Source organism: Rhodopila sp., assembly GCF_035548095.1.
Lineage (GTDB): Bacteria > Pseudomonadota > Alphaproteobacteria > Acetobacterales > Acetobacteraceae > Rhodopila.
Window position 1 is genome coordinate 18,114 of sequence record NZ_DASZUV010000027.1, and the last position, 12,702, is coordinate 30,815.

The 12,702-nt window shown below is 67.0% G+C and carries 10 protein-coding genes; 5 read left to right on the top strand and 5 right to left on the bottom strand.

Annotated elements, in window-relative coordinates:
- Positions 1-183: 183 nt before the first annotated feature.
- Complete coding sequence (gene xseA, locus VHC04_RS18800; RefSeq protein ID WP_325684137.1) at positions 184-1,662, bottom strand: exodeoxyribonuclease VII large subunit; 1,479 nt, start codon at positions 1,660-1,662, stop codon at positions 184-186.
- Positions 1,663-1,907: 245 nt separating this feature from the next.
- Between xseA and purD the strand changes: the two genes are divergently transcribed.
- Genes purD through VHC04_RS18815 form a run of 3 tightly spaced genes read left to right on the top strand, consistent with a single transcriptional unit; the run spans position 1,908 to position 4,540 of the window.
- The gene (gene purD, locus VHC04_RS18805) at positions 1,908-3,176 is read left to right on the top strand and encodes a phosphoribosylamine--glycine ligase (protein ID WP_325684139.1); all 1,269 of its coding nucleotides are present in this window, start codon (positions 1,908-1,910) and stop codon (positions 3,174-3,176) included.
- Complete coding sequence (locus VHC04_RS18810; protein WP_325684141.1) at positions 3,173-3,973, top strand: pseudouridine synthase; 801 nt, start codon at positions 3,173-3,175, stop codon at positions 3,971-3,973. The genes purD and VHC04_RS18810 overlap by 4 nt, the downstream gene beginning before the upstream one ends.
- 18 nt (positions 3,974-3,991) lie before the next feature.
- The gene (locus tag VHC04_RS18815) at positions 3,992-4,540 is read left to right on the top strand and encodes an RsmD family RNA methyltransferase (RefSeq protein ID WP_325684143.1); all 549 of its coding nucleotides are present in this window, start codon (positions 3,992-3,994) and stop codon (positions 4,538-4,540) included.
- A gap of 136 nt (positions 4,541-4,676) precedes the next feature.
- Here VHC04_RS18815 and VHC04_RS18820 read toward each other — a convergent pair whose 3' ends face one another.
- On the bottom strand, positions 4,677-5,564 hold the full coding sequence (locus VHC04_RS18820) for a polysaccharide deacetylase family protein (RefSeq protein ID WP_325684145.1): 888 nt from the start codon (positions 5,562-5,564) through the stop codon (positions 4,677-4,679).
- 65 nt (positions 5,565-5,629) lie between these two features.
- Between VHC04_RS18820 and VHC04_RS18825 the strand changes: the two genes are divergently transcribed.
- Both VHC04_RS18825 and VHC04_RS18830 read left to right on the top strand, forming a co-directional pair.
- A complete protein-coding gene (locus VHC04_RS18825) occupies positions 5,630-7,021 on the top strand; it encodes an amidase (RefSeq protein WP_325684147.1) in 1,392 nt (463 codons plus the stop codon).
- Between the two features lie 386 nt (positions 7,022-7,407).
- Positions 7,408-9,735, top strand: coding sequence for a xanthine dehydrogenase family protein molybdopterin-binding subunit (locus VHC04_RS18830; RefSeq protein WP_325684149.1), 2,328 nt, complete (start codon positions 7,408-7,410; stop codon positions 9,733-9,735).
- A gap of 36 nt (positions 9,736-9,771) precedes the next feature.
- On the opposite strand, the gene VHC04_RS18835 is transcribed toward VHC04_RS18830, so the two are convergent.
- From VHC04_RS18835 to rpiA, 3 genes are all read right to left on the bottom strand, one after another.
- Positions 9,772-10,965 carry an LLM class flavin-dependent oxidoreductase gene (locus VHC04_RS18835; protein ID WP_325684151.1) on the bottom strand — a complete coding sequence of 398 codons (1,194 nt, stop codon included), beginning with the start codon at positions 10,963-10,965 and terminating at the stop codon, positions 9,772-9,774.
- 186 nt (positions 10,966-11,151) lie between these two features.
- A complete protein-coding gene (locus VHC04_RS18840) occupies positions 11,152-11,769 on the bottom strand; it encodes an NIPSNAP family protein (protein ID WP_325684153.1) in 618 nt (205 codons plus the stop codon).
- A 107-nt stretch (positions 11,770-11,876) separates the two neighbouring features.
- Positions 11,877-12,557: a ribose-5-phosphate isomerase RpiA gene (gene rpiA / locus VHC04_RS18845; protein WP_325684155.1), complete on the bottom strand. Its 681-nt coding sequence runs from the start codon at positions 12,555-12,557 to the stop codon at positions 11,877-11,879.
- Positions 12,558-12,702: the final 145 nt, after the last annotated feature.

Sequence of the window (12,702 nt, forward strand, 5' to 3'; positions counted from 1 at the left end):
CCGGTGATACAAATGTGGGATGTCGGGGGAAGCGCGCCGCCTGAACCAGGCAGCTCCGCGGCAAGCATGGCTTCAACGCCTTGAGGCAGGTCGACATCGGGGGTCGGCCGATTTTATGGTCCGCAACGCATTGATCCCGGGGCCGCATTCATGCCCCGGCCGTCAACTTGCGCGATATGCTCTCTAAAGATCCAATGCCTCCTGTTTGCCCTGCGGGCGAGCGCGGCCTGGCGCCGTGGGTGCAGCACCTCCCTGCGCCACCGCATCCACCTTCCCGTCGCCGAAATGCAGCCGCAGCCGTGCATGCGGCTTCACCGCGGCGGCGGAGGTGATCGGGCGATCCGCCGGGTCCGTCACCAGGACATAGCCCCGCTGCAGGATTGCCAGCGGGGAGGCTGACTCCAGCCTGGCGCCGGCACCGGTGAGGTAGACGCGGGCCTCGCGCAGACGGGCGCGCAGCGGGGCGTCGGTCACCCGTCCGGTCACCCGTGCGGCGGCGTGGCGTGCTGTGTCCAGCGTCCGGCGCAGGCCCGCGTTCAACCGATGCGACAGCAGGTCCAGCGCGCCCCGCCTGATCTCCAGCAACCGATGCGGATCGGGCAACCGTCGCTCGATCGCGGTCAATGCCATGCGCTTGCGCGAGACCAGCGCCGGCAGGGCCAGCAGAATACGGTCCGACCGGTCGTCCAGCCGCTGCCGAGCCGCTCCCAGCAGTGCCGGCAGGTCCGGCAACCCCCGTTCCGCCTTGGTCAAGGCCAGATGCTGCTCATGCAGTGCTCGGCGCACGGCACTGATCAGCCGCGAGCCCTTGTGCTCCAGATCGGCGACGATGTCGGACCGAGCGGGGATCGCCATCTCGGCCGCGGCGGTGGGGGTCGGTGCGCGGCGGTCGGAGACAAAGTCGATCAGCGTCGTGTCCGTCTCATGTCCGACCGCCGAAATCACCGGAATCCGGCAGGCCGCCACCGCGCGGACCACGATTTCCTCATTGAAGGCCATCAGGTCTTCGAGGCTGCCGCCACCGCGCGCGACGATCAGCACGTCCGGCCGTGGCAGCGTTCCATCCGCCGCCATGGCATCGAAGCCGGCGATGGCTGCGGCAATCCGCTCCGCCGCGCCCTCACCCTGCACCGGCACGGGCCACAGGAGGAGATGGCGCGGAAAGCGACGGGAGATGGTGGTGCGGATGTCCTGGATGACCGCACCCCGCTCACTACTGACCACGCCGATCACGCGCGGCAAAACCGGCAGCGCCCGCTTGCGTGCGGCATCGAACAGGCCTTCGGCCGCCAGGCGCTGACGGATCATCTCGATGCGCGCCAGCAGGGCACCGGCACCGGCGTATTCCATCCGCTCGATGATCAGCTGATACGAGGACCGTTCGCCATAGGCCGAGATGCGGCCGGTCGCGATCACCTCCACCCCGTTCTCCGGCACCATGCCCAGGCGGGCTACGGCACTTTTCCACACGACGCCGGCGATCTTCGCGCCCTCATCCTTCAACGACAGGTAGATGTGGCCTGAAGGATACCGCTTCACCTCGGTCAGTTCCCCGCGCACGCGGATACGGCCGAACGTCGTCTCCAGCGTACGCTTCACCGCGCCGGAAATCTCCGACACGCTGTATTCGGGCACGTTGGACGCGGTGGCCAGATCGTTCATGCGGGCGCTTTCGGGGTGGGGTGAAGGCCAGGGGCTTTGCCCCGGACCCGGCTAAGGGCTGAGGCCCCTGGAACCTGTTCATTAGGGGTTTCTGCGATCGGCGGGCAACCTGTCACCCGAAACCGCTGCGTTGCCCCCTGATCGGAAAAACCCTTATTAGGTGGGATCCAAAGGGGCCACGGCCCCTTGCGGGGGTTTGGGGGCAGCGCCCCCGGCACTTTCACCCAACCCGAAGGAGACTCCCCATGAACGTCCTGGTCCTCGGCTCCGGTGGCCGGGAGCATGCGCTGTGCTGGGCGTTGGCGGCGAGTCCGTTGTTGACGAAGCTGTGGTGTGCGCCGGGCAATCCAGGAATCGCGCAGGTGGCGACGTGTGTGCCGATCGGGGCGCTGCAGATTCCCCAACTGGTGGCATTCGCGCAAGAGAATGAGATCGATCTGGTGATCCCGGGGCCGGAGGCGCCGCTGGTGGAGGGGATTACCGACGCGATGGAGGTTGCCGGCATCACGTGTTTCGGCCCCACCAAGGCGGCAGCGCGGTTGGAGGGCAGCAAGAGTTTCACCAAGGAAATCGCTGACGCAGCGGGTATTCCCACGGCGTTGTGGGAGCGGTTCGACAACTCGGCCGCGGCCTGTGACTTCATCGAGCGACGGGGTGCCCCGGTGGTGGTGAAGGCGGACGGCTTGGCGGCCGGCAAGGGCGTGGTGGTGGCGCAGACCGAGGCCGAGGCGATCGATGCCGTGACCGCGATGATGGACGAAGGCGTGTTCGGCGAGTCCGGTCGGGCGGTCGTGATTGAGGAGTGCCTGGTTGGTCCGGAGGTGTCGCTGTTCGCGCTGTGTGATGGGGAGGATGCGCTGCTGATCGGATCCGCCCAGGATCATAAGCGGGTGGGCGATGGTGACACCGGGCCGAATACCGGTGGGATGGGGGCCTACAGTCCGGTGCCGGACTTTCCGCCGGCGCTGGAACAAGCCTGTGTGGACCAGATCGTGCGACCGGCGCTGGCCGAGATGGCGCGGCGCGGTACGCCATTCCGGGGCGTGCTGTTCGCCGGGCTGATGCTGACGGAGCAGGGCGCGAAGCTGATCGAGTTCAATGTCCGCTTCGGTGATCCCGAGTGCCAGGTGCTGATGCTGCGGTTGAAGTCCGACCTGCTGGCCGCGATTCAAGCCGCCTGCGACCATGAGCTGAAGAATTTCGACCTGCGTTGGCATGACCAGGCGGCGCTGGCGGTGGTGATGGCGGCGCGCGGCTATCCGGAAGCACCGGAACGAGGGACGGTGATCGGCGGCCTGGACGCGGCGGCGGCGCAGCCGGGCGTGCAGATCTTTCATGCCGGCACGGCGGTCGGCGCCGACGGGTCGATCCAGGCGGCGGGCGGCCGCGTGCTGACCGTGTGCGGCTCCGGCGCGACCCTGCGGGAAGCGCATGATGCCGCCTATGCCGCCATCGGCAAGCTGGTCTGGCCCGAGGGGTTCTGCCGACGCGATATCGGAAAGCGGGCACTGTGACCCAGCCGGACGAAGCTGACGGGAACGCCGCGCGCGGGGATCGGATCGCCAAGTATCTGGCGCGTGCCGGGGTGGCATCACGGCGGGACGCGGAGAAGCTGCTGGCCGAGGGCGCGGTGAAGGTGAACGGCAAGCTCGTGGCCCATCCGGCAACCTTCGTCACGCCGGCCGATATCATCCAGGTACACGGCAAGGTGGTGGACCCGCCGGAACGGACGCGGGTGTGGCGCTACCACAAGCCGGAGGGGCTGGTGACGACGCACCGGGACCCGGAGGGGCGGCCGACCGTGTTCGACAAGCTGCGGCAGCAATTGCCGCGCGTGATCAGCGTCGGACGGCTGGATCTGAACAGCGAAGGGCTGTTGCTGCTGACCAATGATGGCGCGCTGGCGCGCCGGCTGGAATTGCCGGCGACCGGCTGGGTCCGGCGCTACCGTGTGCGCATTTACGGCCATCCCGATCCCGCGGCCCTCGCGGCCCTGGCGCGCGGCGTCACCGTGGAGGGCGTGCGCTACGGTGCGATCGAGGCCGCGGTGGATGCGCGCAAGGGTGACAACGCCTGGCTGACGGTCAGCCTGAAGGAAGGCCGCAATCGCGAGGTCCGACGGGTCATGGCGTATCTGGGCCTGCCCGTGTCCCGCCTGATCCGCGTCGCCTATGGACCCTTCCAGCTTGGCACGCTGGAACGCGGCGGGATCGAGGAAGTGCCGCAGCGCATCCTGCGCCAGCAATTGCCGGCCGAGGTCGCCCCACCCGCTCCGGTTCGGCCCGGCCGTGGCGGACGGCGCCAGGCATAGATGCGGCCAGGTGCATAGATGCGAATCGTCGCTGGCGCGTGGCGGGGAAGAACCCTGGCGGCGCCACGGGGCCAGACCACGCGGCCGACCGCCGACCGGCTGCGACAGGCGCTGTTCGATATGCTGTTGCATGCGCCCTGGGGCGGCCGCGCCGTGATCGATGGCGCGATCGTGGTGGATGCGTTCGCGGGAACCGGCGCGATGGGGCTGGAGGCGCTGTCGCGCGGCGCGGCCAGATGTTACTTTATTGAATCCGATCCGGCGGCGTTGCGGGTGCTGCGCTCGAATATCGCCCTGTGTCGGGCTGGGGACCGCGGCGTCGTGGTGGCCGGTGACGTGTTGTCGGTCGGGCGTGGGGAGGCGGCGACGCTGGCGTTCCTGGATCCGCCTTACGGCCAGGGGCTTGTGCCCCGAGCAGTGACTCATTTGCTGCATGTGGGCAGGTTGGCGGCGGATGCACTGCTGGTGGCCGAGACCGGGCGTGAGGAAGACTGGCGGCCGAACGGCGTGCTGGCGGAGCGGACGTATGGCGCGGCGCGCGTAGTGGTGTGCCGGGTTGCGAAATAATCGGCGGAGCACCGTCCCTGGTATCGGATACGACCATAAAGGTCAGGTCGGTTCAAAGGTCAGGTCGGTTCGGCCCGGTGTCGGAATTTCAGAGCGGCTGGCTGGGCAGGCATGGGCACGGATTCCCATGGCCGCGCTACCTCTTGCAATACGCCGCCACCTGGGCATGCGTGGCAAACCAGCACCCGCCCTTGGCCTTCATGTGCGCGATCAACCGTGCCAGCAGCGGCAGGCGGGAGCGGTGGCCGATGATGTGCGGATGCATCGTCAGCAGATACAGCCCGCCTTCCTCCCAGGCGCCGTCGAACTCCGCGGTGAAGATCTCCTCCACCGCCGAGGGCGGCGTGTAGGGCCGCAGCCCGGAGAACCGCAGCATGTTGAAGTAGACCGCATCGTCGCGGATCCATTCCGGGGGCAGCTCCACGATGCCGGTCGGCTCGCCCTGATCCTCCAGCTCGTAAGGGTCGTCATCCGCCATCAAGCTGCTGTCGTACAGCAGCTTCATCTCCCGGATGATGTCAAGCGTATTGACGGAAAAATCCCAGCTTGCGGTCCGGATGCCCACCGGTTCCGTCCCGCTGATCCGCGCCAGCGTATCGCGGGCTAGGAAGGTCAGATCCCGTTCCGCCGCACGCGGCAGGGACGTGTTGACCTCATGAATCCAGGAGTGGATGCCGATCTCATGCCCGTCGCCGGCGATCGCCCGGACTTCATCAGGATACAGCAGGGCGGACACCGCCGGATAGAAGAAGGACGCCGGCACCGACTCTCGCTCCAGCAGCCGGCGGATACGGGGGATCGCCTGCCGATTGCCGTACTGGCCCTGGCTGATGCGCATCGGGCTTTCGTCTCCGTCGCGCAGCGGGATCGTCTCATGGTCCGCGTCGAAGCTGATTGCCACCGCGCAGCGCGCACCGTTCGGCCAGGAAGCGGGCCGCAGGCTGCGTCCGGCCCTGGCGCGGCCGGTGATGCGGCGCCAGGTTTCCTCCGGCCACTGCCAGGGCTCCGGCTTGTCCATGCTCATGCGGGGTTCCCTCCGACCTTGCGGCGGATCATGCTGCACCCGCGCAAGCTTGAGGGAAAGATACGATGCCCGATACCGATCTCGCCACGCTCAGCGCCGAGGACATGCTGGCCGGCTACGCCCGCTGCCAGGTCAGCCCGGTCGAGGTCCTGCAGGCCGTCACGGAACGCATCGCTCGGTTGAATCCCGGCCTGAATGCCTTCGCGGTGATGAACCCGAACGCGCTGCAGGCGGCGGGAGAGAGCGAATCGCGCTGGCGGTCCGGCCGGCCGATCGGTCCGCTGGACGGTGTGCCGGTGACGGTAAAGGACCTGGTCGATCTGGGCGGCTTCCCGACCCGGCGCGGCAGCCGCACCACCAGCGCCGACCCGGTGCCGGATGACGCGCCGATGGTCATGAGCCTGAAGGCGGCCGGCGCGGTGGTGATCGGCAAGACGACGACGACCGAGTTCGGCTGGAAGTCGCCCGGCGACTGTCCGCTGCACGGCATCACGCGCAACCCGTGGAACCCGGCCTATACCACCGGCGGCTCGTCCTCGGGTGCCGGGGCGGCCGGGGCCGCCGGGTTTGGCCCGCTGCATGTCGGCACCGATGCTGGCGGATCGGTGCGCATTCCGGCCGCCTGGTGCGGGCTGGTGGGACTGAAGCCAACCTATGGCCGCATTCCGCAATGGCCGGCCAGCGCCTTCGCCAGCGTATCCTGCGCCGGGCCAATGACCCGCACCGTCCGGGACACGGCGGTAATGTTTTCGGCCATGGCGCGCTGGGATCTGCGCGACCCGTTCTGCCTGCCTGACGATCCTCGGAACTGGCTCGAAGACATCGAGGATGGGGTCGAAGGCACGGTGATCGGCGTGCTGTCCAACCCCGGCTTCGACGCGCCGTGTGACGCCGATGGGATCGCTGCGGTGGAACGCGCCGCGCAGCTGCTGTCGGAAGCCGGGGCGATCGTCGAGCAGGTCGACCCAGGCTTGCCCGACACGTCCAGCGTGTTCGGCCGGGTCTGGGGCGCGGCGCTGGCGCGGCTGGTCGCCGGCATGTCGACGGACAAGGCGGCCATGCTGGACCCCGGCATCCGCCAGGTGGCGCAGACGGTGGGCGGGATGTCGGCGATCGAGTTCATGGATGCCGAGGCGACCCGCGCCGCCGCCGCCCATGCGATGGCGCGACTGCATCAGCGGTACGACCTGGTGCTGTGCCCCACGGTGCCGGGCGGGCCGCCTTTGGCGGATGCTCCGATCATCGATCCGGTCCGATCGCTTTGGACCGATTGGGCGCCTTGGACCTTCGCCTTCAACCTGACCCGCCAGCCAACCATCACCGTGCCGATGGGGCCGCGCGGCGATGGCCTGCCCAATTCTGTGCAGATCGCCGCCGCCCAGTTCCGCGACGATCTGGTGCTGCGCGCCGCGCGCGCGATCGAGGTGGCACAGCCGTTCCCGGTGGCCGCGCTGTGACGGCGCGACGCCGGCCCATGCCGGCAACGTCTCCCGAGAGCATTTCCGATATCCATGGCGCCAGTCCGCTACATGAGCCTGCCGCATGAGGCCGCGGCCACGCTGGCCTGGCTGAAAACGGCAGCGCTTCCGATGGCGCCGGCTGATCGGGGAGAGGCATCAAGCCCGGCCACGCTGACGGGCGGTCCGATCCCATCATCGCGGCGGTCGCCTCGCATCATGAAATGACGTCCGTCATGTGCAATACACGCGGCTTCACCGGATCGGGCGTCCGGCATTACGATCCCTGGGAACAGGGTTCAGGAGCCTGACCTCTTGGCCTTGCCTCCGAAGACTGTACATCTTTGGCTATTACCTTCACTCGATCCGCGCGGAGAGCCACGTCCATGACCACCAAATTCGGCCTCGCTCAACCTGTCCGCCGTGTGGAGGATCCGCGCCTGTTGAAAGGCAGCGGTCGGTATACCGATGACATCGTCCTGCCGGGCATGCTGTTCGGCGTCGTGCTGCGTAGCCCGCACGCGGCGGCGAAGATCACCGGCATCGACACGGCGGCGGCGAAGGCGGTGCCGGGCGTCCGCGGCGTCTACACCGGCGCCGATCTGGATGCCGACAAGATCGGGCCGCTACCCTGCGCGGCGCTGGTGAACAACCGTGACGGCTCGCCGCAGGCCGCGCCGCCACATCCGGTCCTGGCCAGGGACGCGGTGCGCCATGTCGGCGATCCGGTCGCCTTCGTGGTGGCCGACACGCCGCGCCAGGCACGTGACGCCGCCGAGGCGATCCTGGTGGACTATGAGACCCTGCCCAGCGCGACCGATCTCGCCACCGCCATGGACGCGGGTGTCCCGGCCGTGTGGCCGGAGGCGGCGAGGAATATCGCCTTCGATTGGGAAATCGGGGACAAGGCCGCCACGGATGCGGCCTTCGCCAAGGCGGCGCACGTGACCAGGCTGACCATCGTGAACAACCGGATCGTGGTGAACTCGATGGAAGCGCGGGCCGCGATCGCCGATTACGATTCCGGTACGGGTCGCTGGACGCTGTACGCGAACACCCAGGGCGGCTGGCTGGTGAAGAACCTGATCGGTCCGGTCTTCGGCACCGATCCCGAAAAATTCCGCGTCATCACGCCCGACGTGGGCGGTGGCTTCGGGATGAAGCTGTTCCTGTACGCCGAACATGTCCTGACCTGCTATGCCGCGCGCAAGCTGGGACGACCGGTGAAATGGGCTTCCGACCGGACCGAGGCGTTCCTGGCAGACACGCAAGGCCGGGACAATATCACCACGGGTGAGCTGGCGATCGACGCGGACGGCCTGTTCACGGCGCTGCGGATCCGAAACGTTGCCAATATGGGCGCCTATCTGTCCACCTTCGCGCCCTATATCCCGACCTATGCCGGCACTGGCGTGCTGTCCAGCGTGTACGGCTTCAAGGCCATCTACTCCAATGTACTGGGTGTCTTCACCAATACCGTGCCGGTGGATGCCTATCGCGGCGCCGGCCGTCCCGAAAGCAACTACCTGGTTGAACGCCTGGTCGATGCCGCCGCACGCGAGCTGAAGGTCGACCGTGTGGAACTGCGGCGTCGCAACATGGTGCCCCCCTCGGCGATGCCGCATGAAACGCCAGTCGGCAAGAACTACGACAGCGGCGATTTCCGCACCGTGCTGGAGGCGGCGGTCGAGAAGATCAGCTATGCCGGCTTCGCCGCCCGCAAGGCCGCGGCTGCCGCGCGCGGCAGGAAGCTGGGCCTCGGCTTGGCGTATTACCTGGAGGCGACCGGCGGCGACGATTCCGAGCGGGCAGAGATCCGGTTCGCGGATGACGGGTATGTGGATGTTTATGTTGGAACGCAGTCGACGGGGCAGGGGCATGAGACCGCCTATGTCCAGTTGACCGCCGCGCAGCTTGGCATCGATGGAGATCGTATCCGCATTCGGCAGGGTGATACCGATACGATCCCGGTCGGTGGCGGCACCGGTGGGGCGCGCAGCCTGTACTCGGAAGGGCAGGCGATCCTGACCACCGCGGACTCCGTGATCAATAAGGGCAAGCAGGCCGCGGCGGATGAGCTGGAGGCCGCCATCGCCGACATCGCCTTTGCGGATGGCAGTTTCTCCATCGTCGGCACCGACCGGCGGATCGACGTCCTGGCCCTGGCGGCGTCGCAACGAAAGAAGGCGGCGGCCGGGCAGAAGGCGGTGATCCTGGATGCGGCCGAGGTGGCGCCGATCAAGGCGCATACCTTCCCCAACGGCTGCCATATGGCCGAGGTGGAGATCGATCCGGATACCGGCGTGGTGACCCTGGTGCGATACCTGGTCTGCGACGACTTCGGAAAGACCATCAACCCGCTGATCGTGCGGGGACAGGTGGCCGGCGGAGTCGCGCAGGGCTATGGCCAGGCGGTGCTGGAACATACCGTCTTCGATCCGGACTCCGGGCAGTTGCTGTCCGGCACCTTGATGGACTACGCCCTGCCGCGCGCCGACCAGTTCCCGGATATCGAGGTCGAGCTTCTGGAAATCCCCTGTGCCACCAACCCGCTGGGCGTCAAGGGCGCGGGCGAAGCCGGCGCGGTGGGCAGTCCCCCAGCCGTGATCAACGCCATCATCGACGCACTGCGCGATGACGGCGTGACCCATATCGACATGCCGGCGACGCCGGAGCGGGTATGGCGGGCGCTCGCGATGGCGAAGGCGGCGTAACGACAGGGGCGGGCGCGATCCGCCCGCCCGGCCGTCCTACTTTGCCAGTTCCGGTTCCTTCACGCCGACTCGGCCCTTGAAGGCTGGCATGACTTCCTTGGCGAAACGTTCGACCTGCTCCAGGATGACCGCCTTCGGCACGCCGAGCGACGGGCTGATGGAGATGCGATCGAGGCCGGGATAGGCTTTTTCCAATTTCATCAGATGTTCGATGATCTCGTCGGCCGAGCCGGTCAGGAAGCCGCCCGACGCCACCGCATCCTCGATCCGCGGCAGCTTCGCCGAGGGCGCGCGCTTCGGGTCGCGCATGATCTCGATCTGCTCATCGGACAGGGCTCGGTTCAGCCGCAGCTCACCGAACATTTTCATGTTTTCCTCGTAATAGCCGGCGGCCTCCTTGATGCAGGTCTGCTTGTCCTTGCCCATGTAGAAATGGAAGCCGAAGCACAGGCGCTCACCCAGTTCCAGCTGCTTGCCGAGCTTCGCGTGCTCTGCCTGCCAGCGCAGCACGACATTGTGCATGGCGCCGCCCTCCGCCGACCCGCCGCCGACCATGCCTTGGATGCCATGCTTCGCCATGAAGGCGATGGCGCGCTCCGATCCGCCCTGGATCGGCTGCCAGCATTCCACCGGCAGCCGTTCCGGGCGCGGCACCAATGTCAGGTCCTGCAGCATATAGCCGCGATATGGCACTTCGGGCGGCAGCGTATAGTGCTTGCCCTTGTGGCTGAAGCGTTCGTTGTTGAAGGCCTTGAAGATGATGTCGACCTGTTCCTCGAACAATTCGCGATTGGCGTCCTGGTCGATCAGCGGTGCCCCGAACGTTTCCACCTCGCGCGTGTGATAGCCGCGGCCGACCCCGAACACCACGCGGCCACCGGATAGGATATCGGCCATGGCATAATCCTCGGCCAGGCGCAGCGGGTGCCACATCGGGGTAATGTTGAAGCCGCAGCCTATCTTCAGATTCTTCGTCATATGCGTCAGATGCAGCGCCATCATCAGCACGTTCGGGATGCACTCGGTCCCTTCGCGCTGGAAATGGTGCTCCGCCATCCAGAACGTCGTGTAGCCCAGGTCATCCATCTTCTGCGCGATCGCCTGCGCCTTCCACAATGCGCTGGACAGGTGCTTGTTGTCATACAGCCGGTCGTTGATCGGCGTGCCGCCGTAACCAATGTTCTCCACATCGGTGTGACCGGCGAACAGGCTGTCGAATTTGGTGATCATGGCCGCCCCGTTTTTGTTGACGAGAGCGCGTTCGCTGAGACCGACGGTGAGAAGGCTGAAGCGCGCTCCCGGATCAAGGAATGATGGAATGTCACCCGGTCAACCGACCCTCGTGTGCTTCCTGGCGTAGTGTCCTGCCGGCGGGCGGGATTGGCAACCCTGCCATCCCCCCCGACCGGAGCGGGATCAACGGATCGGCGAGAAGGCCGATGGCATCACGAACGCATTTTCCTGCTTCACCACCACGCCCGGCGGGTTGCGTGCCGGCCACTGTCCTCCGGCCGCGGCGGCGGCGCGGACGCTGAACCGCTCATTCGCGTCCTTGTACGCCCAGATATGAACCCATTTGTTCAGCGCACCGAATTCCGAGTACCAGCCGCCGACCAGGGGCGAGAACTTCGTACGGCCCTCGATCTTGTCCGACCAGCGCTCGATCAGCCCCGGAATGGAGCCCGGCGTCAGCGTGTATTGCCGGATCTCGAACAGCGGTCCGACCTGGCGCGGCGTCAGCGGCGGGGAGAACGGCGCCGGCAGGAACACCTCGCTCTGCATGTCGGTGACGAATTCCTGGATCGGCGGCGGCCAGCTGCCGTCCTTCACCGCGGCGGCGCGTATCGCACTGCGCTGCTCGAAACTGTCATAGGTCCAGACATGAATGATCTGGTTCAGCGGCCCGACCTCGGAGTGCCAGAATGCCGCCAGCTTGGAGTGTTTTTCCCGTTCCGGCAGCTTGTCGCCGAAGCGCTTTTCGACCTCGGCGAGCGTGCCGGGCTTCAGCGTATAGGTGCGCATTTCAATGATCATGATCCGTCCCTCCTGAACGCCGGACCAGCCTACGCCAACGTCGCCGGCCGGGAAACGGTGTCACGAAATGGCGTCCCAGGAGGCGGCTTCGGCAAGGGACGGCCTGGTCAGGGCCGCCGCAAATGCCGCACGCCGTCCCTGCCGGCGACGAACACGTCCTGGGCGATGCCCAGGAACAGCCCGTGCTCGACGATGCCGGACCGCGCGCCAAGTTGTTGTGACAGCGCATGGACGTCGGCGATCGGGCCAAAATGGCTGTCCAGGATGATATTGCCGGAATCGGTGCGGAACAGCGCATCGCCGGCCTTGCGCGGCACCACCCTGGCGCCGAGGGCTTCCAGGAAGCGGATATGCGACGACAGGCCGAATTCAATGACCTCGATCGGCAGGGCCGAATTCGTGCCCAGCCGCGGCGACAGCTTGCTGTCGTCGACGACGATGATTTCGCGTGTCGAGGCTTGCGCAACGATCTTCTCGCGCAGCAGGGCCCCGCCAGCGCCCTTGATCAGGTTCAGGTCCGGATCGACCTCGTCGGCGCCGTCGATGGTGAGGTCGACAGTGCGCGGCAGGTCATCCGCCATCAGGGGAATTCCCAATTCACGCGCCGCCGCTTCCGTCGCCTTCGACGTCGCGATGGCCACGATGTCCGTCAGGTCGGCGGTCCGCAGCCGCTCGGCGATACGGCGGGTGGCGAAGATGGCGGTCGAACCGGTACCCAGGCCTACGATCATGCCGGGCTGCACCAGGGCGGCGGCGGCTTCGCCAGCTTGTTGTTTCAGGATGCTCATGAACATGGACTCATTTGAAATGGTCAGGTGGCCGGATCAGCAGCCGACTTGGCCCGGGTGTCGGTCGCGGGTGCCGATCACCGTCACCGCTGGTCCGGGCGCCGCCCCATCCTTCGCCGGGCATGCTGCATCCGGACCGGACGGG